This window comes from Bradyrhizobium sp. ISRA442, assembly GCF_038085055.1.
GTDB lineage: Bacteria > Pseudomonadota > Alphaproteobacteria > Rhizobiales > Xanthobacteraceae > Bradyrhizobium.
Window position 1 is genome coordinate 166,952 of sequence record NZ_JALGCN010000005.1, and the last position, 22,382, is coordinate 189,333.

Below are 22,382 nucleotides of genomic sequence, written 5' to 3' on the forward strand. Positions count from 1 at the left end.
CGGGTATATTGACGCGAGCAATTTACCCGGGTATTAAAAGCCGAGATCGAAAAATCTGGCAATGATTCCAATGCAAGGGACCTTTACAGCCTTCATCGGCCAGCGCCGGCTCGCCTCCGGCCCGGCGGGCGACGTCGCGCTCGCCGTCAAGCGCGCGCCGCCTCGGCCGGACGAGCCGATCGTCATCTTTGACGACGGGACCGGGCGTACCATCGATTTCGACCTGCGCGGCGAGGATCACGAGGTGCTGGCTCGGGTGGCGAAGCTTGCTCCGCCGCCCTCGGCAGAGGAGGCGCCGCCAAGCGAGCCACGCGGCCGCGGGCGGCCGAAGCTCGGCGTGGTCGCGCGCGAGGTGACGCTGCTGCCGCGGCATTGGGAATGGCTCAACGCTCAGCCCGGCGGCGCTTCGGTGGCGCTGCGCAAGCTCGTCGACGAGTCGCGGCGTGCGAGCGGCGACAAGGATCGCGAGCGGCAGGCGCGCGATGCCGCCTACCACTTCATGTCGACGATGGCGGGCAACTTCGCGCGTTTCGAGGAAGCCTCGCGAGCGCTGTTTGCGGATGACCGGCGACGCTTCACCGGTCTGATCGCCGACTGGCCCGCCGACATCCGCGACCACATCGTCAAGCTCGCCTACAGCGATCGCGCTTAAACCGCGCACCGCTTCTCTCAACCCATCGACGGCCGAGCCACGCACCTTGCGTGGCAACGGCTTCGCACGCCCTGAAGAAAGGCCATCCATGTCCGCTCCCCGACCGCTCTGGACGATTTTCCTCCGCTTCCTCGCGCCGCTGATGCTGAGCAACGCGCTGCAGTCGCTGTTCGGGACCGTCAGCAACGTCTATCTCGGCCAGATGATCGGCGTCGACGCGCTCGCGGCGGCGGCGGCGTTCTTTCCGGTGATGTTCTTCCTGTTCGCCTTCGTCATGGGCCTGAGCACCGGCGCCACCGTGCTGATCGGCCAGGCTTTCGGCGCGGGCGAGCACAACAAGATCAAGATCATCGTAGGCACGACGCTCGCGGTCGGCCTGCTGCTCGCAATCGCGGTGGCGGCCGCCGGCGGGCTCTTCAGCCGGCAATTGATGACGGCGCTTGCTACCCCTTCCGACATCCTCGACCAGGCCAGCGCCTATGCCCGCATCATGCTGGTGACGATGCCGCTCGGCTTCGTGTTCCTGCTGAAGACGGCCATGATCCGCGGCGTCGGCGACACGCTCACGCCGCTGCTGGCGCTGGCGCTGTCGACCGCGATCGGGCTTACGCTCACGCCGATTCTGATCCACGGCGCATTCGGATTACCGGCCGCGGGCATCACCAGCCCCGCCTGGGCGTCGGCGATTGCCAACGCGCTGACGCTGATTATGCTGGCTGTCTATCTGCGCCGGAAAAAGCATGCGCTGGCGCCTGACGATGCGCTTCTGCGCCATCTTCGGATCGACCCTGCCATGCTCGGCAAGATCCTCGGCATCGGCCTACCGAGCGCGATCGGCATGGTGGTGATGGCGATCGCCGAACTGGTGCTGCTCGGCCTCGTCAACGGCTTCGGGTCGAATGCAACCGCCGCCTACGGCGCCGTCAATCAGGTGATGGGGTATACGCAGTTCACGGCGATGTCGATTTCGATCGCGGTCTCGATCCTCGGGGCTCAAGCCGTCGGCCGCGGTGACAGAACCCGGCTCGACGGCATCGTGCGCACCGGCCTCAAATTCAACCTCGTTCTGACAGGCGGCCTGGTCGCGGTGAGCTATCTGGCGGCGCGCCCGGTGCTCGGTATCTTCATCACCGACGGCGCCGTGCGCGATCTTGCGACGGGATTGCTGCACGTCGCGCTGTGGAGCTCGGTGCCGTTCGGCATGGCGACGGTATTTTCCGGCGCAATGCGCGCAGCCGGCGTCGCCCTGACGCCGATGCTGCTGTCGATCTTCGCCATCGTCGCGATCGAACTGCCATCCGCGGTGATCTTGAGCCGGACCGTCGGCATTCAGGGCGTGTGGGCCGCCTATCCGATCGTGTTCTGCGCCATGTTCATTTTGCAGATGGGCTATTACGTGCTGGTCTGGCGCAAGCGCGCGATCCGGCGTCTGATCTGACCGGATCATCAAAGTATTATGACCATCATTAAACGGTGGACCTGCGGCGCGCCCTGCGCCACAATGCCGAAAAGAGCCGTCAGGGAGGACGATTTTGACCCGCACAGCCCCGCAATTCCTGTTCGATTTCGGCAGTCCCAACGCCTATCTCAGCCATGAGGCGATCCCGGCGATCGAAAAGCGGATTGGCGTGAAATTCCAGTACGTGCCGATCCTGCTCGGCGGCATCTTCAAGGCAACCAACAACAAATCGCCGGCCGAGACGCTCGCGGGCGTCAAGAACAAGCGCGAATTCCAGGCGATCGAGACCGAGCGATTCATCAAGCGCTTTCACGTCCAGCCCTACGTCTTCAATCCGCACTTTCCCGTCAACACGCTGAACCTGATGCGCGCGGCGATAGCGGCGCAGGCAGAGGGCGTCTTCGAGAAATATGTCGAGGCCGCCTTCCACCATATGTGGCGCGAGCCGAAGAAGATGGACGATCCCGAGGTCGCGATGAAGGCGCTGGCATCATCCGGGCTCGATGCGCAAAAGCTGCTCGCCCGCTCCCAAGAGCCGGAGGTGAAGGCCAAGCTGATCAAGAACACCGAGGAGGCGGTGGCGCGCGGCGCGTTCGGCTCACCGACCTTCTTCGTCGGCAACGAGATGTTCTTCGGCAAGGAGCAACTCCGCGAGGTCGAGGAGATGGTGTCGGGAAAGTGAAGGGCGCGAATGGTGGGTAGCGAATAGCGAGTGGAAATCTCAATCGCTATTCGCTACTCCCTATTCGCCAAGAATAATAATGGAGCGTCCAATGCGTATCCTCGTGGTCGGCGCCGGCGCCATCGGCGGCTATTTTGGTGGCAGGCTGTTGCAGGCCGGCCGCGATGTCACCTTCCTGGTCCGGCCGCGCCGCGCCAGCGAGCTTGCGAGCGCCGGCCTCGTCATCAAGAGCCCGAACGGCGACGTGACGCTGAAGGATCCGCCGCGGGTCGAGGCCGACAAGCTCAAGGACAAGTTCGACGTCGTGCTCTTGAGCTGCAAGGCGTTCGATCTCGATGACGCCATCACGTCTTTTGCGGCAGGGGTCGGCCCGAACACGGCGATCATTCCGATGCTCAACGGCATGAAACATCTTGATGTGCTCGACCGGAGATTCGGCGCCGAACGCGTGCTCGGCGGGCTGTGCGCCATCGCCGCCACGCTGAACGAGAAGCGCGAAGTCGTGCAGCTCCAGCCGATCCAGTCGATCAATTACGGCGAGCGCGACGGTAAGCTGTCCGAGCGCGTCAAGGCGATCGACGAGGCCTTCAAGGGCGGCATCAATGGCGCTACTGCCAGCCAGAACATCATGCAGGACATGTGGGAGAAGTGGGTGTTCCTCTCAACGCTTGCTGCTTCCACCAGCCTGATGCGGACATCCGTCGGCAATATCCTCGCCGCCCCCGGCGGCAAGGATTTCCTGCTCGGCATGCTGGATGAAACCAGCGCGATCGCCGCCGCCTCAGGCTACCCTCCGGGCGGGCCGTTCTTCGCGCGCGTCAAGGGCAACCTGACCACCGAGGGCTCGCCGATGACGGCGTCCATGTTCCGCGACATCAAGGCGGGCCTTCCGGTCGAGGCCGATCACGTCATCGGCGATCTCATCGCACGCGGCGATGCCGCCAAGGTACCGGTGCCGAAGCTGCGCATCGCCTATACTCATCTGAAGGCGTATGAGAAGCAGCGGGCGGGGTAGGGCGTCTATTTGGGTGTCGTCCCGGGGCGCGTGAAGCGCGAGCCCGGGACCCATAACCACAACCACAGGGAACGGTTGTGGCGCGAGCTGGCAACCCGAGCCTTCGCATAACCACGTCCTGTGGTTATGGGTCCCGGATCTGCGCTCCGCTTCGCTACGTTTGTCCGGGACGACGAGAGATATTTACTGCAAGTGCGCCAGATAGTGCGCGAGCGCGGTGATCTCGTCCTCGCTCAGCGAATAGGCGATGTCGGCCATTGCGGCAACGCCGCCGCCGACACGCAAGCCCGCCTTGTAGTCGTGCAGCGCCTTCACGAGATATTCCTCGCGCTGGCCAGCGAGACGCGCGACGGCCTTGGTGCCGGCATAAGTGTCGGTGTGGCATGAGGCGCAGCGCCGCCCGGCGGCAGCTTGTTCGCCCTTCTTCGACAGATCGGGGTCCTTGTCCTCCGGTCCCTTCGGCGGCGTCAATGCGGCGAAATAGGCCCCCAGATTGCGGATGTCCTCGTTGTTGAGCTCCTCGACGATCGGCTGCATCTGCTCGTTCTTGCGCGAGCCGGCGCGGAAGAACACGAGCTGCCATTGCAGGAACTGATCGGGCTGGCCGGCGATCGAGGGGATGTTCTCGGTTTGCGAGATGCCATTCTCGCCATGGCAGCCGGCGCAGGCTGCGGCTTTTTCCTTGACGGCGGCCGCATCGGCGGCGTGGGTCGGATCGACGCCGAGCGAAAGAAGCGCAAGCGCGCTGATTGCGTGCGAGATGAACTGCCGGCGCATGTTTGAAAATTCCACTGTGAGAGAGGCTCGTCATTCCACATTGCGCAATTGCGCAATGGGGGCGCCACTTGGCGCGAGCCCGGAATCCATAACCACGATCGGGGTTATGGGTTCTGGACTCGCGCTGACGCGCGATCCGGAACGACATTGAGGTTGAAGGCAAAGAGGCTGCGGCCATCTCCTGGCCGCGGCCTCTCTTTCATGTCGCGCTACTTCTTGCCGTAGCTGATGCGGTAGATCGCGCCGGCCCAGTCGTCGGCGACGAGGATTGAGCCGTCCTTGGCGAGGATGATGTCATCGGGGCGGCCGAGATAGCCCTGGTCGCCCTCGATCCAGCCGGAGGCGAACACCTCTTGCTTGGCGTTCTTGCCGTCGGGCCCGACGATCACGCGCATGATGCGGCCGCCCTGGTACTTGTGACGATTCCAGGAGCCGTGCTCGGCGATCAGGATGTTGTTCTTGTACTCGGCGGGGAATTGATCGCCGGTATAGAATTTCATGCCGAGCGGAGCGACGTGGGCGCCGAGATTCAGCACCGGCGGCGTGAACTCGGAGCACTTGTGGCCCATCGCGAACTTTGGATCGGGCAGGTCGCCCTGGTGGCAGTAGGGATAGCCGAAGTGCTCGCCGATCTTGTTAATCATGTTGAGCTTGTCTGACGGCAGATCGTCGCTGACCCAGTCGCGGGCATTCTCGGTGAACCAGTACTTGCCGGTGCGCGGATCGACGTCGCCGCCGACCGAATTGCGAACGCCGAGCGCCCAGACTTCGGCGTTGCCGGTCTTGGGATCGACGCGCCGGATCTGCGAGACACTGGTCGGAGGAATGCCGATATTGAAGGGCGGTCCGAACGGAATGTAGAACCAGCCGTCCTTGTCGACGGCGATGTACTTCCAGCCATGCGCGGCGTAGGACGGCATGTCGTCATAGACGACCTTGCCCTCGCCGAGATTATCGAGCTTGGCTTCAGCATCGTCATAGCGGATCAGCTTGTCGACGGCGATGACGTAGAGCGCGCCGTCCCTGAAGGCCAGACCCGTGGGCATGTTCAGCCCCTTGAGGACGGTCTTGACCTCCTTCTTCCCATTGTTGTCCTTGATCGCATAGACATTGCCGAGACCGAACGAGCCGACGAACAGCGTGCCTTTGTCGCCCCAGGCCATCTGCCGCGCGGCGAGCACACCCGACGCCCACACCTCGATCTTGAAGCCCGGCGGCAGCTTGATCTTCTTCATCATCGCCGCGAGCTCGGCGTCCGATGCACCCGTCGGCGGCCCCGAGGGCGGCGCCAGACCCTTCTGCGCCTCGGTCTCATCGCCCAGGAACCAGTCGTCCGGCGGATGGGTCCAGAACTCCTTGGTGCCTGACTCGTATTTCTTCAGCGCGCGGCCTTTGTCCTGCTGCTGCTGCGCATTGACAACGCTCGTCCCTGCGAGAAGGGCAACCGCTGCAAACGCGAAAACGGATCGATGGAATTTCATCGCGTCACTCCCCTAAGGCAGCCGTCCAGGCTGCGCATTATTTTGTTTTGCTAGTCGGGTAGGCGAAGTTCGGAGTCTGTCGAGAGATCAGACCGAAAAAGGTTAGCACATCTGCGAACACTGAGAAGCGCGGCACGCGCGCTGCAATCGGGCTCGATCAAAATTGAGACGGAATCACAAGTAACGCTGTGACAACGTCCTCGCTGCAACGCGGAATCAAACAGACGATCTACGACAAGACGGGATACGGTCCATCCGCAAACACCGTTTCATGATAGCCCTTCGATCCGACCTCGCGCGCCAGCGCGCTGCGAAAGTCCATGCCATCGCGAAGGCAGTTGAGGACATGGGCAAAATCGAATTCGGGCCGCCAGCCGAGTTCACGGCGCGCGCGCTCGTTGACGTAGACGCGGTCGATCGCCGGAAACAGGCGCCAGCCACGCGCGGCGAAGAGCTGCTCGCAATCGGGATAGAGCGCGCGCACCACGCCGGCCGCGTCACGGGCCAGTGCTGCGACATGGTGCGGCTCGAACGGGCTCGTGGCCGAGACGATGTAGCGCGCGAAGCCGATCGCGGCGGCCTTCTCGCTCGCGAGCAGATGGGCGCTCACGGCATCCGCTATATCCAGCCGGCGATAGAGCAGCTCGTTGGCCTGCGCGTTCTCCTGCGCGTAAGCCGCCCGCAGCGCGGGATCGTCATCGTCTTCGGGAAAGAAGCGGGACGTCCTCAAGATGAGGACCGGAAGACGATGCTCGCGGAAGAACAGCTCGCACAGGTTCTCGGCCATCAGTTTTGTCGTGCCGTAGATGTTCTTCGGCACCGACGGCAGATGCTCGGTGACCCACACCGCAGCCTCTCCCGCCCCCGGCCGGAGCTGCGAGCCGAATGCGCTGGTGGTGCTGGTGAAGACGAAGCTGCGCACGCCGGCGGCAACGGCCGCCTCGAGCAGGTTGAGCGTGCCGGTGACGTTGGTGTCGATGAAATCCTGCTTGGCGTGAGTCGCCACATGCGGCTTGTGCAGCGTCGCGGTGTGGATGACGGCGGTGACGCCGTCCATCTGGCTTCGGACGAAGCCGGGATCGACAATGGAACCGACCGCATCGGTGAAGGCTGATTTCTTCAAATCAACCCCATGCACAGTAGAACCGCGCCCCCGCAACGTCCTGACGATGGCCTCCCCGAGGTGGCCTGCGCTGCCCGTGACCAGTATTGTCATTGCAAATCCCGACCAGCCGCCAGCGGCGCTGGCGAACCACGATCCGTGCCGGTTTGGCTGGATGCTCTGGGAAAGATTGGAGCGGGCGAAGGGGCTCGAACCCTCGACCCCGACCTTGGCAAGGTCGTGCTCTACCACTGAGCTACACCCGCATCCTGTGTCGGTCGCATGACGCGCCGGCAACGGCTGTCGTATGCCAAAAGCGGGAGCCGAATGCAACAGCTACCGGCGGCATAGATTCGCATTTGGAGCCCCACATAGACCCCCAATCCCGGTCGAATCGACCCGAAACGGCCAGGAACCGCCGAATCGACGCCTGTGGATTGAAATTCGGCCGTCACGGCCCAATTTTAGGAGCCGACAGCAAGGCATCGGCATTGGCAACATGCTAAAGAGCCGCCATTCCAGACATCAGACGAGGGGATCCCGTGACGATCATCGACCAGGGTAACGGAGCAGCGGGCCCGGCGGCCGCCGATCTGATCAAGGACACGACCACCCAGACCTTCGTGAAGGACGTCATCGAGGAATCGAAGCGCCAACCGGTGCTGATCGATTTCTGGGCGGAATGGTGCGGCCCCTGCCGCCAGCTCACCCCCGTGCTGGAAAAGGCGGTCCGTGCAGCCAAGGGCAAGGTCAAGCTGGTCAAGATGAACATCGACCAGCATCCGGCGATCCCGGGCCAGATGGGCATCCAGTCGATCCCTGCCGTGATTGCCTTCGTCAACGGCCAGCCGGCCGACGGTTTCATGGGCGCGGTGCCGGAGAGCCAGGTCAACGCCTTCATCGAGCGGCTGACCAAGGGCGTGACCGCGCCAGGCGAGGTCAATGTCGACGAGATCGTGAAGGAGGCCGAGGCGGTGCTCGCGGAGGGCGACGCGGCGGCGGCGGCGCAGATTTATGCCGAGGCGCTGCATCATGATTCGACGAACATCGCGGCCCTTGCCGGGCTCGCGAAGTGCTACGCCGTGTCCGGCGCCATGGAGCAGGCCAAGCAGACGCTCGCCATGGTCCCGGAATCCAAGCGCAACGAGCCCGCGGTAAAGGCCGTGCAGGCCGCGATCGATCTCGCCGAGCAGGCCAAGTCGCTCGGGCCGATCGCCGAGCTGGAACAGAAAGTCGCCGCAAACCCGCTCGATCATCAGGCACGATTCGACCTTGCGACGGCCCTCAATGCGCAAGGCAATCGCGCGGCCGCCACGGACCAGCTCCTCGATATCGTCAAGCGCGACCGCAAATGGAACGATGACGGCGCCCGCAAGCAGCTCGTGCAGTTCTTCGAGGCCTGGGGCAGCACCGACGATGCGACCGTCGAGGGACGAAAGCGCTTATCGACAATCCTGTTTTCATAGGCGCCAGCCGGCGAGCGGGGACCGGGCAAGATGCCGATCAATATCGAATATCGCGGGCCCGCGGACCTTCCGGAGATCATCCCGGTGTTTCCCCTGCCCGGCGCGCTGTTGTTGCCGCGCGGCCAGATGCCGCTCAACATCTTCGAGCCGCGCTACCTCGCGATGGTCGACGACGCCTTGCGCGACGGCCATCGCCTGATCGGCATGATCCAGCCGGACGTGGCGCATTCGCCGAAGAATGCCGACAAGCCGGTGCTGTTCCGTGTCGGCTGCGTCGGCCGCATCACCCAGCTCGCCGAATCCGGCGACGGCCGCTACATCCTCGAGCTCACCGGCATTGCGCGCTTCAAGGTGGTCGAGGAGCTCGACGTGCTCACGGCCTACCGGCAGTGCAAGGTGGATTTCTTCGCGTTCGCCGACGACTTCACCGCCCGCAAGGGCGAGGATGACGTCAATCGCGAGGCGCTGCTCGCGGCACTGGCGGACTTTTTGAAGGCCAACAACCTCAAGGTCGATTGGGAGGGCGTCGAGAGCGCGCCCAATGAGGCCCTCGTCAATGCGCTGGCAATGATGTCGCCCTATGGCCCGGCCGAGAAGCAGGCCATGTTGGAGGCGCCGGACCTGAAGACCCGCGCCGAAATCCTGATCGCGGTGACCGAGATGGATCTCGCCAAGAAGCGCACCTCGGGCGATCCGCCGCTGCAATAGCACGAGCCTGCAGGACGCTATCGCGACTCCCGTCGACCCAGCCAGATATGAAGCGGAAGCATCAGGGCCAACGAGAATCCGGTGCCCAGGTGGATCCAGCTCATCCAGGGCCGTACCGCTTCCGATCCCAGATAATAGAGCCCGAATGCGGTCGCGATCAGGACCGCATTGAACGCCGCCATGACCGATCCGGAAACGAGATTCTTGCCGCCTCGCCACGATCGCCGCAGGTGCACCGGAACGAGGGCGCCCAGCAGCAACAGCGCCAGCATCGCGATGCCGCCATGGACCATCAGCATGTTGGCCGCGATCTGCTGCCAGATATCGTCGCCGGCAACGTCCTTCTGCCAGTCGGCCGCGAGCCAACCGGCGCCGGTCAGAAACAGCGCCGCGAACGCCGCGTAGAGCGAGTAGCGAAACGATGTTCTAAGCCGCAAGGTGCACCGCGTGCTGCCAGTCGGAGGTGATCTGAACGTCGCCGTCGGCCGAGATCAACAAGGCGCCGGCCTGGTAACATTCGAGCAGTTTGCCCGCATCCGTCCCGGAGATCATGACGATCTTGGTCAAACCGTCGGCAACCATGCAGGAGGGCGCGCGAACCGTGACGCCGTCGATCAGGCTTGCCGGCCTCTGAGTTGCGGGATCAATCACCACCGAACAGCCCGGCTCACTGCTGTCGAACAGCTCGACGCGGCGCGCCGTTGAGGCCAGCGCTTCGTCGGCCACATCGATGCGGCAGATCGATCGGCCGGGACCGCGGGGATCGCGGACGTGAACCGCGTGCGACTCCGTGCCAAAGGCCCGAAGGTCGCCACCGGCGTTCACCATGCCGGCTGGAATGCCAAAATCGCGCAGCGCGGCAACGGCGCGGTCGACGGCAAAGCCCTTCGCTATGCCACCAAGGTCAATCGTGACTTCGGTCGATCGAAAGCGAACCTCTTGGTCCGGAAGCAGCTCAATCGCGTCGGTGGGGCGCCCAATCGGCGCCGCCACCGGCTGACCCTTCAGAAGCGGCAGCAACCCCATGGTCTGCAGCGCCGGTGCGATCGTGATATCAAAAAGCCCGCCGGAGCGGCGATGCAGCTCAACGGCGGTCTTGAGCACTTCGAACGTCCACGCATGTATATTCAGCGGACGAATGCCGGCTTCGCGGTTGAGCCGGCTGACGTCGCTATCCGGCTCATGAAAGCTCATCAGCCTATGCACTTGCGCAATGGCATCGAATGCGGCGTCGATGGCACCGTCCAGGTCGGATCTGCGAGCGCCCGCAACCTCGATCTCCACGAAGGTGCCGAGCAGTGGCCTTGCGCGACGGATTCTATCGGATGCGATTGCCATAAGCCGCCAGTATTCTTTTCACGCCTTCGGTAACATGGGTCGACGACAGCGTCGCGCCGGCGATGTTCCTGATATCGCCGTTGATCTTGAGCGCACTGCCGCTGGTCTTACCGACGAACTGTGCGAGCCAGCTCGGGCTCCTGATTTCGCCGCCATAGGATTCCCGATATTCCAGGATCTCGACTCTGTGGACGGCACCCGCCGGGGTCAGCGCCACTGCGTAGTCGATGAAAAGGTGCTTGCCGACGACCCGGTCGAACACGAAGAAGCCGACAACCTTGCCGCCGGCCTCGGCTTTCCAGACCCGGCCCGCCTGGACCTCGGAAAAATGCGTTGCGGACGGAAATGCCGCCTTCTGCGCGTCCTCGATCGACAGATACCGAACGGCATAGGCGGGAGAGGCGGCAGACAAGATCGCTGCCGCCGGCAGGGTGTATCGAACCCAATTCATAGTCACCTCGCTCCTGGTCGTGTCATCAGGTCTTGCAGCGATATCCTAGGCGACCCTGTCGGCATCAAAAGAAGAAGCCGACGCCGCCGAGGAACGAATCCGAAAGCGCGCCCGTGGCGCTCTTGTCGATCACATGCTGATAGGTTGCCTTGAGCACGACCTTCGGCGATGGAAACACCGCAAAACCGGCCGTGTGATACTGCCGCTGACCCTGACCGGTCGGCAGATTGGCATCGGTTCCCGCGAAGCCGCCGGTCTGCAGGTTCTGATAGGTGTAGCGGTAGAACGGCACAGCCTCCCACTCGCTGTTGAGAATCGTGCCTAGCGGGACATGATAGGCAATCTCGCCGGAATAGCCGTACATCGACTTGCCGACATTGTTGGTCGGATCCGAGTCGTTGTTGGCGCGCAGGTTTTCCGGGTGCCCGAAATCGGCGCGGACATATTCACCGCGAAACTCAAGACCCGTGTCGGGCACCCTATAGCGGAATTCGGCGTCAAACATTGCGAGACTGGACCTGCCGAGGAAGTTACCGAAATCGTCATGCGCGCCTCGCGGCGTCGTGTTCGGTGAGAAATAGGCGCTGACGCTTCCGGCGAATCCTGGCCAGAATGTCGGCGTAAAGTCGAGCCGGCCGGACACGGCCGTGGCGTTGTTGAGTTGCTGGAAGTCGCCGAGCGGGGGCCTGGAGAATGCGAGCGCGGTTACGCCGTCGATGCCGGCGATGTACGCCGTCCCGGGAAGCGGGACAGTCTTTGCCTCAGTGCGATTGTCGAAGGAGTCGCCAAAATCCTCGTTACTGGTGCTGACCATGACCTGATATTTGAGATCCTCGGTGATCGTCCCATAGACGCTGGTGGATGGAACCTTCCAGGTCGACGGAATGAGGCCGTTGTAGAGTGCGGGCCGGAGCACGCTGTAATATTGCGTGGGCTCGTGATGCTGATTGATGTAGCCGATCGGCACGAGATCAATGCCCGGCGAACGCCAGTTGAACTGGTCGATGATCTTGAAGTCGACCCAGAGCTGCTCGATCTCGGCAGTGCCGTGCAGCTTGTCGTCGTTGTCAAATCCAGAGCCCGCGTGCTCGAACTCGATTTCCGCATTGAAGATGATGTTCGAGGTGATCGCATAGGTGGGCAGGAGGACGAACCTGGCCGCGTCAAAACCCTTCTGCCACTGGCCGCCGGCAGCAGGATTTTGCATGGTACCGAAGTTGATCTCACCATATGCCCCGATGCTGAGACCGGAGACCGGAGAATCCGACAGCCCGAGGATCGGTTTGTCCGACGCTGACGGCGGTGGGGGTAGAGGGATGGAGTCTTTCGACTTCGACTTGGCCGATTTCTCGGACGGTTGGGCTTCGGGCTTATGGTTCTCAGGCTTGGCTGGCGCGTCCTTTGCTTCGGCGGACGGCGCGGGCGCATTGGCGCTCGTCAGCGATGCCGTTTTGGCCGCCCGCTTTGCGTCTGCATCAGCGGCCGGGCGATCCTGCTTCTGCTTCAGCTCGGATTCGAGCTGCTGGATGCGCTGCTCCATCTTCTCGAGCTTCTTCAGCAACGCGGCGTTCGCGTCACCATCCGCTGCAAGAGCTCCACTAGAACTCAAGAACGATATCGCGGTCGCCGCCAGCAGAGCTGATCGGCTGGGGCATCGGCGTTCGAATCGAAATGCAAACGGGTCAGCGGAAACGTGCAGTGACATGTGTGCCCCCAAGAATTGCGACATCCTGCCGCAGGAAAAACAGGCAATGGCATTCTTGGGAAGCAGAAGAGGGAAGTTCGTGACTAGAATCACTCCAGCTTAGAATTAGAATAAATAAAAAGAACTCGCCCCGAGCCGGAGCGTGAGCAGTTGATATGACTGGAATCCCTACAGAAGCAGACGATTGGGACTAGGAGACGCCCTCATGCATGGCGGATTGGCTGCCCAAGGCCTCAAGCTGCGCCATCGCCATCACTGCGCGGAATCGCATCTAGCCAGAATGCCGGCCCACCTCGCCAAGAAGCGCGCCAGCGGCGATCCCCCGCTGCGGTGATGGCCTGATTGCTCAGGCAGCGCAGACGGCCGCCTTGGTTCTTCGCCGCAGCATTTTCGCGATCCTCGATGCGGGCATCGGCCGGCTGAAATAGTAGCCTTGCGTTTCGGCGCACCCCTCTTCACGCAGGATGTCGAGCTGCTCCTGGGTTTCGACGCCTTCAGCGGTTGTCGTCTTGCCGAGGCTGACCGCGAAACGAACCACCGCTTTCGCGAGATGGCTCGCCTCTTGCCTCGTGCTGCACAGTTCGTTGACGAAACTGCGGTCGATCTTGACCTTGTCGAACGGAAATTTCTGCAGAAAGCTTAGCGATGAATAGCCGGTGCCGAAGTCGTCCAGGGCGATTCGGACGCCCAGTTCGCGCAGTTGGCCGAGCGCTGCGAATACAGCTTCGCTGTCGTGCATGATCACCGTCTCGGTGACCTCGAGCTCGAGCCTGTGCGGCGCCAGCCCTGAGTTCGCCAGCGCGCCGAGAACGACCGGAACGAGCTCCTTGCTTCTGAATTGAGCGGGAGACAGGTTGATCGCGATCTTGAGATGGGCCGGCCATTTGGCGGCTTCGCCACATGCGGTCCTCAGGACCCATTCTCCGAGTGGCACGATGAGGCCGGTTTCCTCTGCAAGCGGGATGAAGTCGGAAGGCATGACCAGACCTCGCTGCGGGTGATGCCAGCGTAGCAAGGCCTCGAAGCCGCTGGTCTCACCGGTCACGGCATTGACGTAGGGCTGGTAATGGAGCTCGAATTCGCGGCCGGCAAGCGCGGCCCGCATATCGCGCTCGAGGTTGCGCCGGGCATGCATGAGCTGGTCGAGCTCCGGCTCGAAGAAACGGTATGCACCGCGCCCGCCACTCTTGGCCGAGTAGAGGGCGAGATCCGCGCTCTTCATGATCATGTCGGAATCGGTGCCATCGCGCGGCGCAATGGCAATGCCGATGCTGGTGCCCACTGTAACCCGGTGATCGCCGAGGTCGAAAGGTTCGCAAAGCACCTTTCTAATGTTCTCGGCGAGGGCGGCGGCCTCCACGGCCGGGTTGGTGACATAGTCGATGACGGCGAACTCGTCGCCGCCCAGTCGGGCGATCAACGTCGTATCCGTGGTGCATTCGCGCAAACGCGCCGCGACGGCACGCAACAGAGTATCGCCCGCCGGATGTCCGAGCGTGTCGTTGACTTCCTTGAAGCGATCGAGGTCGAGCATGAGCACGGCCAGATCGAGGCCGCCATTGCGCGTCACGGCAAGCGCATGCTCCATCCGCTCTCTGAGCAGCACCCGATTTGGCAGATCGGTCAACGCGTCGTGTTGCGCCATATGAGTGATCTTGGCCTCGGACCGCCGTTGCTCGGTGACATCGAGATGCGTGGCGACCCAACCGCCACCCGCCATCGGCTGTCGCGTCACGCAGATCAACCGGCCATCCGCGAACTCGTCGATCCTGCTCGAGACCGTGTCGACCGGCAGCGCACCCAATTTCGAGATGAGCTGCTCGGCAGCGCCCTCGCTGGTGTCTCCCTTGAGAATGCCGTTCGCGATGCGATGCCTGATGATGTCGGTGTGCGGTGTTCCTGTCCTCAGCAGTTCCGGCGGTAGCCGATAAAGTCGGGCATAACGCTCGTTGCAGACGACAAGTCGCTTCTCCGCATCGAACATGCAAAGGCCTTCAACCATATTGTTGATGGCCGTATCCAGCCTGAGTTTTTGCTCGTGCAGCGCTCTTTGCGAGCCTTCGACTTGCTGCCGGGCAATCGATAACTGGCTGATGATTTCCTCGAACTTGCTGGTTCTGGTCGCAAGGCGCCGATCCGCGATCACGCCGACGAGGCTCATGCCGAGCACCGACAGGGCCGCGCCCGCAATTGCCACGGCGAGGAAGGTGGGCGAAAGCGACAAGGTATCGATTGTCAGCGCCGGGTCCGGAACGATCTGTACGGCCCCCATGGCCGTGAAATGATGCGACACGATGGCGAGCGTCAGCAACAGCGCGGCGGCGAAGGTCCCCCATTTGTGCTGGTGGTGCAGGGCCACCGCAAGTGCAGCATAGCCCAGGACCACGCCGAGGACGATCGAGGCGAGCACCAGCTCCGGCGCCCAGGTCACGCGACCCGGCACCTCGAGCGCCCACATACCGAGATAGTGCATGCTCGCGATGCCCGCGCCGATGATGGCGCCGCCGGCAGCCGCCCGCCACCGGCCGGAGTTGCTTGCGGCAAAACCAAAGGCTCCCGACGTCAGGATCATCGCCGCGGCCAGCGACAGCGCGGTCAGAACGATGCCGTAACCGGTCGAGACGCCGGGCGCGTAGGCCAGCATTGCAACAAAATGCGTTGCCCAGATGCCGTATCCGATGGCAGCGCCGGCGATCGCGATCCAGATCAGCCGCGTTCTGGCTTGCGACGCGATTGCGCGATGAAAGATGCTCACCGCAACAATGCTTGCGGTGAAGCAAACCAGTCCGGCGAGCATGACGAGCCGCCAATCATGCTCTGCGGTAACGCAGGTAAAAACGCGGAACATTCAAAGCCGCTCCATCGTCAATGTTCCTGATTGTGAACGGGCTAAGCGTTGTTCGCGTTAATTTCGTGCAATTCCCGGTTGCATGCTTATCGGCAGGTAAAAACTGCCCGCACAATCTGAGATTGGCGGAATGTTTGGGCGAGGGGATAGTGCCATCGGCATCAGGGCCGAGTTGGGAGGCGCCCGCAGGGAAGGGCACGAACGTCTAGAGACGATTGCGGATGCGCTTCCGGCCCGTGAACATCGCGCTCACCAGGTTCTCGCGCTGGAGAATGCTCATCAAGATCACCCCAGCCACGTGCAACACGACCAGGACGATGACGGCGTCCGAGGAATAGGCGTGGGTGTCCTCGACCCACCAGACGCCGAAGAAGGTGACGGTGACCGCCATCGCGCCTGATATCGCGGAGACGGCGAGGGTCAGGAGCAGAGCCACCAGCATCAACGTGCCGGCGGGATTGAGCCCGATATAGCGTCCGGTCATGCCGCGGCGCAGATTCCAGAGATAGCGCGGCGCGGCGCGAAGCCTGACCCCGACCATGCGGAAGCGCGCGTAGCGCCTTCCATAGGCCCCCCAGATCAGGCGGAAGGCCAATAGCCCGATCACGGTGTAGCCGGCGATGCGGTGAAGCCCGTCATAAACATTGGGCGTGAACCAGGCGACCAGAACAAAGCCGGCCAGTAACCAGTGCCAGAGGCGCAACGGGAGGTCCCAGACCCCCACTGTCCGCGAAACGGTTCGATCCGCGGAGTTCGGTGTGGACGTCCTGCGCGCTTCTGACACCGCCTCTTCCATCAAGCCAGGATCACTCTAAACGTCACTTCGCGATCGTGTGCTTCAGGCTGAGATCCTCCGGGCTGTAGAACAGCTCGTAGAGCTTGCCTTCCTTCACGCCGTAGACCTCGTAGCACGAACCTTCGATCTTGGAGCGCCGCACTTCATAGCCGGCCGCCTTGGCCTTGGCTTCGGCATCGCCGGCCGGCTTCCAGGACGCCTTGTCGAGCTTGGTGCAGTTCTTGAAGCCGTCGGCCATGGCCGCCGACCCCATGCTCATCCCGATCGAAAGTGCAATGGCAACAACACGAATGACTCTCACGAAAATCTCCTCCTGTTTCGTGTGCGCAAGATCTTGCGCGAAGCGCGATCGAAGGAAGCAGAGGTGACGGCGGAGTCAATCGGGTTCAACGCTGAATGGCTTTAGATATATTCTAACGTCGGCGAAAAGATCAGCGCTCTCCGCATGCAGCGCGCGTTTGATGCGCCGCTGCGGCCTTACGCCTCATGAGTTCGGATCGGCCGCGTTCTCGGATGCACGGCCGCAAGTGTTGCGTCTCTGACATCTGATTCACTCAGTGTCATTCCGGGGCGCGACGAAGTCGCGAGCTATGATGCGCAACTGCGCATCTGAGAATCCATTCATCCACGTGCTCTGCGGCCCTATGGATTCCGGGCTCCCTCGCTCCGCTCAGGCCCCGGGATGACGGAATGGACTGTCGGAGTCACAACGCTAGTAGCCGGCGACCGCCATCACGACGACGGCACTGAGCGCCATCCAGCCGAAATGCCGGCCGCGTGTGGCGAAGGCATTGGCGAAGGCCGCGAAGGCGAACACGCAGGCCAGCGTGGTGATGATCCAGTGACGGGCCGGCTCCGAGGCCATCCAGGGGGTCGCGATGAGCAACACGCCGCCGCCGATCCAGGCGACTGTCGAGGTCTGCCAGACCAGGCGGATCAGGGTGCGCAGACGTTCCGGCTCGATGCGGGCGCGCGCGAAAACCTTGGTCTCACCGAGGATTCCGTGAACGAGGGCCGCGATGATCACGGCAAGTCCGGCACATTGGAGCAAGAGATCGCGCATCGCCATGTCTCCCAACAATTCTTACCATACAGATATGTATGGTGGGGTAGACGCTGGCGCAGCGTCTGTCAATACACTAGTGTATGGTCGGGTATTTGGAACCGGACATGGCCGAACAGCTCTCCGCCGACGACTGGATCAATCAGGGCCTGAAGGCGCTGGCCAAGGACGGCTTCACCGCACTGAAGGCCGATCCGCTGGCGAGAGCCATGGGCGTCTCGCGCGGCAGCTTCTACTGGCATTTTGCCGATCTCGGTGCGTTCCACGCGGCCGTGCTGAAGCGTTGGCGCGAGATCGCGGCCGAGCAGATCATCGCCGACGTCGAGGCCGACAGCAACGAGCCGCTAAAATCCCTGCTGCGCAGGTCCTTTGGGGCGCGACTCGACCTCGAGCGTTCGGTGCGCAACTGGGCGGCGTTCGATCCGGCCGCGCAGGCAGCGGTCCGCGCCATCGACCGCCGGCGGCTCGACTATATCGAGACGCTGCTGGCGAAGCGGGGGCTTGGCCCGGCGACGGCAGAGGCCCGCGCGCAAATCCTGTACTGGACGTTTCTCGGCTTCGCCCTGTCGGGCGTGCCAGTGCCGGCCGCACGGCTCAAAGCTCAGCTCGATGAGCTCTTGCGCATGGTCTCCGCCTAGGGCAGCGCACCATTCCCGATATACGGAGTTTGGGCGGCGGCCGCGTTCTGTGCTACAGGCACCCGATCACCGGAGACAACAATGAACGCGACCACCGAACGCCCCGAAAACAGCGTCGATCCCAAACTGCTGGAGATCCTGGTCTGCCCGCTGACCAAAGGCCCGCTCGAATTCGATGCCGCGCGGCAGGAGCTGATCTCGCGGTCGGCCAAGCTCGCCTATCCGATCCGCGACGGCATCCCGATCATGCTGCCTGAGGAGGCGCGGAAGATCGATTGAGGATGGCGAATAGCGAATGATGAGTAGCGAATGGACCTACTCGCTATTCGCCACGCACAATTCGCCTCCTTACAACGCCTCGCCCTTCAACAGCCGCGGCACTTCGCCCGTCAGACCGGCGGCCTCGCGGATGAAGAGATTCTTCAGTGGCGGCGCGCGGTCGACGATGCCGAGGCCGATATCGCGCACGGTGCGCAGCAGCGTCGACTTGTTTGAGAACAGGAAGTTCAGCGAATTGGTCGCGACCCCCATCGCCATGGTGTCGAAACGCCGCCAGCGCTGGTAGCGTTCGAGCACGTCGGCCGCGCCGATATCCATGCCGAGCCGCGCGGCGTCGACGATCACCTCGGCCAGCGCCGCGACATCCTTCAGCCCCATGTTGAGGCCCTGGCCGGCGATGGGATGGATGACATGGGCGGCATCGCCGACCAGCGCCAGGCGCTCGGCGACGAAGGAACGCGCCACGAAATAGGACAGCGGGAACGCGCGCGGCTTGTCGAGCGCCTTCACCTCGCCGAGATGCAGGCCAAAACGCTGCTCGAGCTCGCCGTGGAATTCCTCTTCGCTCAAGGCAACAATGCGCGCGGCTTCCGCGCGGCGCTCGGTCCAGACAAGCGAGGACCGTTTTCCCGTAAGCGGCAGGATCGCGAAGGGACCTGCGGGTAAGAAGTGCTCTTCGGCGCGCCCCTCGTGATCGCGCTCATGGCCGACGGTGACGACGATGCCGGATTGATCGTACTCCCAGCCGTGGGTGGCGATGCCGGCGCGCTCGCGCAGCCTCGATCGTGCGCCATCGGCGGCGATCAAAAGGCCCGCGGCGATCACGCTGCCATCGCCCAGCGTCACGTCGATGCCGTCGGGACGCGCGTCGTAGGACGTTACCGCGGTGGCGCGGAGATCGACGCCCTCGGCTGCCGTGCGCGCCACCAGCACATCGATCAGGCGGCGGTTCTCGATCATATGCGCGAAGGGCTCGCCCGGCTCAACGTCGCCGGCGAAGGTCAGGAACACCGGGCGCGTGGCGTCCTCCAGCTTCGAATCCGTGACGACCATGTCGAGGATCGGCTGCGCCTCGCCTCTGACGTCATCCCAGGCGCCGATCGCCTCGAACAGGCGGCGGCAGGCCGCAACGATCGCGGTGGCGCGCGCATCGCGGCTCGGGCGCGTCGCCAGCGCGGGGTCGGCGACGATAACGGGCACGTCAGGCCCGAGGCCCTGACGCAGCGCCAGCGCCAGCGCCAGGCCGGCAAACGCGCCGCCGCAAATGACAATGCTACCCTGTACCGACATACCCAAATTTCCCGGCCAACTCGTGGGTCTTGCTAGCAGACTTGAGGTGGGCGAAACAGTGCTGTGAAACAAGGGCGGGCCTGTTCCGCAATGTATCGTTCCGCGGCACATCGCAGAGGCGAAGTCCGGAATCTCGCGCAATAAACTTCCGCATTCCGGGTTCGCGCTAACTCGCGTCCCGGAATGACGACAATGCGAAAGCTCGACCAATGTCCAAAAGCCTGATCGACCTCATTTCGATCCTCGACCTCGAGCAGCTCGAGGTCAATTTGTTCCGCGGCAACAGCCCGAAGACAAGCTGGCAGCGGGTGTTCGGCGGGCAGGTAATCGGGCAGGCGATGGTTGCGGCTTGCCGCACGGTCGAGGGCCGGCTGCCGCACTCGCTGCATTGCTATTTCATCCTGCCGGGCGATCCGCAGATTCCGATCATCTATCAGGTCGAGCGGTTGCGCGACGGCAGGAGCTATTCGACGCGCCGCGTCACCGCGATCCAGCACGGCAACGCGATCTTCTCGATCATGGTCTCGTTCCATGCCGAGGAGGAGGGCGCCTTCGACCACCAGGACAAAATGCCCGACGTGCCGCCGCCGGAAAAACTCACGGCGGAGGAGGTCGCCAAGCAGCCGATGTTCCGGGAGATGCCGGAATTCATCCGCCGCTACTATGAATCCGATCGTCCGATCGAGCTGCGTCCGGTCGAGCTCGGCCGCTATTTCGGCCAGAAGATCGACGACGGGCGCATCAATGTCTGGATCAGGACCGCAGCCAAACTGCCTGACGATCCGGCGCTGCACATGTGCGCGCTCGCGTATGCGTCGGACTTCTCACTGCTGGACGCGGTGATGGCGCGCTATGGCCGCACGCTGTTCGACAAGCGGATGATGCCGGCGAGCCTTGATCACGCGATGTGGTTTCACCGCCCCTTCCGTGCCGATGAATGGCTGCTCTACGCGCAGGATTCGCCGAGCGCGCAGGGCGGCCGCGGATTGACCCGCGGCCTGATCTTCAAGCCCGACGGCACGCTGGTGGCCTCCGTCGCGCAGGAAGGCTCCGTGCGCGAGCGGAAGTAGTTCAGAACCCGTGGTTGACTACGGCGCCGCGATCGACAAGCGCGAATTGCGACACGTACCAGCGCGCGTACCAGCGCAGCATCCACGGAATCGGAATGATGAAGCTCGAGGCGAGGGAGAACACCACCGTTCGCCACAGGATCTGCCAGCCGCTTCCGTTGAACACGACCTCGCGCCGCGTGCCCTCGATGTTGCTGCAGATCCATCGCATCCAGAACGCGATCACCCAGGCCCAGCCGATGATGGTGATAGTGGAGATGAACATCAGCAGATACCAGCCGATGTAACCGATCGCGCTGCCCTGGAACGACATCGGCAGCCGCTCGCCGTTCGAGGTGAGATTGACGGCGATCCAGCGGATGATCATCCAGGCCAGCAACGACTGGATGACGAGGCCAATCAGCGGCGCGATCGAAATGCCGGTCACACCGGCATAGGTCAGAAGCGCGGACGCCATGAACACCCACCAGATGTCCATCGGCTGGCCGACAAAGCCGAAATTCGGCCGGCCCGGCACCTGGATTTGGGACGCGACCCATTTGTAGAACCAGACGGCAACCCATGGTGCGGGGATCACCAGCAACGTGCCGATTATGAACACGATGCTGCGGCCGAGAAGTCCAAAGACGCTGAAATCGCTCGTCAACGGTCCACCGGCCCCGGCTCGCACGGGGGAACCACCGGCCGCAGGGACCATCGGCGGCGCACCGACGCCGCCGATCAAGCCGGGGATTTCGGCCGCCTTCTGCCAGCCGGCCATGCCTTCGGTCCATACCAGCGTGTCGGGACGGACGATGCCCTGGGCGAGGAGATCGCGGAATTGCGCTTCGGGATAGGGCCCCTGCTGCTTGCCCTCGGATGCGTAGAACCAACTCGCCATGAAGCGCCCCCTTTAGTCCCAAAATACTTATGTACCGTCCGGCACGCGCAGGTTCACCGCCTCCACACCAAAAGTGCATTGTGAAGGGTGGACGGCTGCCCTGTACAGAGGCGACGGCCGCGGGCCGCGCGCGTTTTTCCCCTTCAATCTGCAACTTTTTTGTGCCATTTGCCCGGAAAGATGCCAGATTGACGCAGCGCCGTTCGCATGCAGCGCTGCGAAGCCCGGGAAAATAAGGCCTGACCATGAAACTCGTCGTCGCGATCATCAAACCCTTCAAGCTCGATGAGGTCCGTCAGGCACTGACAGCGATCGGCGTCCACGGCATGACCGTGACCGAAGTGAAGGGTTATGGCCGCCAGAAGGGTCACACCGAGATCTATCGCGGCGCCGAATATGTCGTGAACTTCCTGCCGAAGCTGCGGATCGAGATCGCAGTCCCCTCCGACATCGCCGACAAGGCGGTCAGCGTGATCACCGCGACCGCGCGGACCGGGCAGATCGGCGACGGCAAGATCTTCGTCACGCCGATCGACCACGCGCTGCGCATCCGCACCGGCGAGACCGACAGCGACGCGCTCTGATCGACCGCGTCGCCCGGATCTTGCCCGCGGCCATCCTTCGAGACGCGCATAGGCGCGCTCCCCAGGATGAGGGGGTGAAATGCTTGTGACACAGTTGC

Annotated in this window: 23 protein-coding genes and 1 tRNA gene; 10 read left to right on the forward strand and 14 right to left on the reverse strand. The window is 63.1% G+C overall.

Features of this window, described 5'->3' with window-relative positions; genetic code table 11:
* Positions 1 to 70 precede the first annotated feature (70 nt).
* From MTR72_RS13035 to panE, 4 genes are all read left to right on the forward strand, one after another.
* Positions 71 to 652 carry a DUF2239 family protein gene (locus MTR72_RS13035; protein WP_280967563.1) on the forward strand — a complete coding sequence of 194 codons (582 nt, stop codon included), beginning with the start codon at positions 71 to 73 and terminating at the stop codon, positions 650 to 652.
* A gap of 88 nt (positions 653 to 740) precedes the next feature.
* Complete coding sequence (locus tag MTR72_RS13040; RefSeq protein WP_280967562.1) at positions 741 to 2,090, forward strand: MATE family efflux transporter; 1,350 nt, start codon at positions 741 to 743, stop codon at positions 2,088 to 2,090.
* A 94-nt stretch (positions 2,091 to 2,184) separates the two neighbouring features.
* Positions 2,185 to 2,793 carry a 2-hydroxychromene-2-carboxylate isomerase gene (locus MTR72_RS13045; RefSeq protein ID WP_280967561.1) on the forward strand — a complete coding sequence of 203 codons (609 nt, stop codon included), beginning with the start codon at positions 2,185 to 2,187 and terminating at the stop codon, positions 2,791 to 2,793.
* Positions 2,794 to 2,884: 91 nt separating this feature from the next.
* Positions 2,885 to 3,808 carry a 2-dehydropantoate 2-reductase gene (gene panE, locus MTR72_RS13050; RefSeq protein WP_280967560.1) on the forward strand — a complete coding sequence of 308 codons (924 nt, stop codon included), beginning with the start codon at positions 2,885 to 2,887 and terminating at the stop codon, positions 3,806 to 3,808.
* A gap of 183 nt (positions 3,809 to 3,991) precedes the next feature.
* Here panE and MTR72_RS13055 read toward each other — a convergent pair whose 3' ends face one another.
* The 4 genes from MTR72_RS13055 to MTR72_RS13070 all read right to left on the reverse strand — a co-directional run bounded on the left by MTR72_RS13055 (position 3,992) and on the right by MTR72_RS13070 (position 7,434).
* Complete coding sequence (locus tag MTR72_RS13055; protein WP_280967559.1) at positions 3,992 to 4,585, reverse strand: c-type cytochrome; 594 nt, start codon at positions 4,583 to 4,585, stop codon at positions 3,992 to 3,994.
* Positions 4,586 to 4,794: 209 nt separating this feature from the next.
* Entirely contained in the window at positions 4,795 to 6,066 is a 1,272-nt protein-coding gene (locus MTR72_RS13060) for a PQQ-dependent sugar dehydrogenase (protein WP_280967558.1), read from the reverse strand.
* A gap of 229 nt (positions 6,067 to 6,295) precedes the next feature.
* Positions 6,296 to 7,282: an NAD-dependent epimerase/dehydratase family protein gene (locus MTR72_RS13065; RefSeq protein ID WP_280967557.1), complete on the reverse strand. Its 987-nt coding sequence runs from the start codon at positions 7,280 to 7,282 to the stop codon at positions 6,296 to 6,298.
* Positions 7,283 to 7,359: 77 nt separating this feature from the next.
* Positions 7,360 to 7,434 (reverse strand) — tRNA-Gly (locus MTR72_RS13070).
* Positions 7,435 to 7,710: 276 nt separating this feature from the next.
* On the opposite strand from MTR72_RS13070, the gene trxA reads away from it, so the two are divergent.
* Both trxA and MTR72_RS13080 read left to right on the forward strand, forming a co-directional pair.
* Positions 7,711 to 8,634, forward strand: coding sequence for a thioredoxin (trxA, locus tag MTR72_RS13075; protein WP_280967556.1), 924 nt, complete (start codon positions 7,711 to 7,713; stop codon positions 8,632 to 8,634).
* A 30-nt stretch (positions 8,635 to 8,664) separates the two neighbouring features.
* Positions 8,665 to 9,342, forward strand: a complete 678-nt coding sequence (locus MTR72_RS13080; RefSeq protein WP_280967555.1) for an LON peptidase substrate-binding domain-containing protein — start codon at positions 8,665 to 8,667, stop codon at positions 9,340 to 9,342.
* A gap of 17 nt (positions 9,343 to 9,359) precedes the next feature.
* Here the strand turns inward: MTR72_RS13080 and MTR72_RS13085 are convergent, their stop codons facing one another.
* From MTR72_RS13085 to MTR72_RS13120, 8 genes are all read right to left on the reverse strand, one after another.
* Positions 9,360 to 9,779 (reverse strand): hypothetical protein, encoded by a 420-nt coding sequence (locus tag MTR72_RS13085; RefSeq protein ID WP_280967554.1) that lies wholly within the window; start codon positions 9,777 to 9,779, stop codon positions 9,360 to 9,362.
* The gene (locus tag MTR72_RS13090) at positions 9,769 to 10,680 is read right to left on the reverse strand and encodes an FAD:protein FMN transferase (RefSeq protein ID WP_280967552.1); all 912 of its coding nucleotides are present in this window, start codon (positions 10,678 to 10,680) and stop codon (positions 9,769 to 9,771) included. The genes MTR72_RS13085 and MTR72_RS13090 overlap by 11 nt, the downstream gene beginning before the upstream one ends.
* On the reverse strand, positions 10,661 to 11,131 hold the full coding sequence (locus MTR72_RS13095) for an FMN-binding protein (RefSeq protein ID WP_280967551.1): 471 nt from the start codon (positions 11,129 to 11,131) through the stop codon (positions 10,661 to 10,663). The genes MTR72_RS13090 and MTR72_RS13095 overlap by 20 nt, the downstream gene beginning before the upstream one ends.
* 64 nt (positions 11,132 to 11,195) lie before the next feature.
* Positions 11,196 to 12,740 carry a hypothetical protein gene (locus MTR72_RS13100; protein ID WP_280967550.1) on the reverse strand — a complete coding sequence of 515 codons (1,545 nt, stop codon included), beginning with the start codon at positions 12,738 to 12,740 and terminating at the stop codon, positions 11,196 to 11,198.
* Between the two features lie 442 nt (positions 12,741 to 13,182).
* Complete coding sequence (locus MTR72_RS13105; RefSeq protein WP_280967549.1) at positions 13,183 to 15,684, reverse strand: EAL domain-containing protein; 2,502 nt, start codon at positions 15,682 to 15,684, stop codon at positions 13,183 to 13,185.
* A gap of 205 nt (positions 15,685 to 15,889) precedes the next feature.
* A complete protein-coding gene (locus tag MTR72_RS13110) occupies positions 15,890 to 16,483 on the reverse strand; it encodes a cytochrome b/b6 domain-containing protein (protein WP_341510397.1) in 594 nt (197 codons plus the stop codon).
* Positions 16,484 to 16,502: 19 nt separating this feature from the next.
* On the reverse strand, positions 16,503 to 16,781 hold the full coding sequence (locus tag MTR72_RS13115) for a PepSY domain-containing protein (protein ID WP_279373844.1): 279 nt from the start codon (positions 16,779 to 16,781) through the stop codon (positions 16,503 to 16,505).
* A 411-nt stretch (positions 16,782 to 17,192) separates the two neighbouring features.
* A complete protein-coding gene (locus tag MTR72_RS13120) occupies positions 17,193 to 17,543 on the reverse strand; it encodes a hypothetical protein (RefSeq protein ID WP_280967547.1) in 351 nt (116 codons plus the stop codon).
* Positions 17,544 to 17,650: 107 nt separating this feature from the next.
* Here MTR72_RS13120 and MTR72_RS13125 point away from each other — a divergent pair, with 107 nt between their 5' ends.
* Positions 17,651 to 18,181: a TetR/AcrR family transcriptional regulator gene (locus tag MTR72_RS13125; protein WP_280967546.1), complete on the forward strand. Its 531-nt coding sequence runs from the start codon at positions 17,651 to 17,653 to the stop codon at positions 18,179 to 18,181.
* 81 nt (positions 18,182 to 18,262) lie between these two features.
* The gene (locus MTR72_RS13130; protein ID WP_280967545.1) at positions 18,263 to 18,460 is read left to right on the forward strand and encodes a Trm112 family protein; all 198 of its coding nucleotides are present in this window, start codon (positions 18,263 to 18,265) and stop codon (positions 18,458 to 18,460) included.
* 69 nt (positions 18,461 to 18,529) lie between these two features.
* Here the strand turns inward: MTR72_RS13130 and MTR72_RS13135 are convergent, their stop codons facing one another.
* Positions 18,530 to 19,750, reverse strand: coding sequence for a ubiquinone biosynthesis hydroxylase (locus MTR72_RS13135; RefSeq protein WP_280967544.1), 1,221 nt, complete (start codon positions 19,748 to 19,750; stop codon positions 18,530 to 18,532).
* A gap of 209 nt (positions 19,751 to 19,959) precedes the next feature.
* On the opposite strand from MTR72_RS13135, the gene tesB reads away from it, so the two are divergent.
* Entirely contained in the window at positions 19,960 to 20,820 is an 861-nt protein-coding gene (tesB, locus tag MTR72_RS13140; protein ID WP_280967543.1) for an acyl-CoA thioesterase II, read from the forward strand.
* 1 nt (position 20,821) lies between these two features.
* On the opposite strand, the gene MTR72_RS13145 is transcribed toward tesB, so the two are convergent.
* Complete coding sequence (locus MTR72_RS13145) at positions 20,822 to 21,700, reverse strand: DUF4339 domain-containing protein (protein ID WP_280967542.1); 879 nt, start codon at positions 21,698 to 21,700, stop codon at positions 20,822 to 20,824.
* A 245-nt stretch (positions 21,701 to 21,945) separates the two neighbouring features.
* Here MTR72_RS13145 and MTR72_RS13150 point away from each other — a divergent pair, with 245 nt between their 5' ends.
* Positions 21,946 to 22,284, forward strand: coding sequence for a P-II family nitrogen regulator (locus tag MTR72_RS13150; RefSeq protein WP_027554019.1), 339 nt, complete (start codon positions 21,946 to 21,948; stop codon positions 22,282 to 22,284).
* Positions 22,285 to 22,382 lie beyond the last annotated feature (98 nt).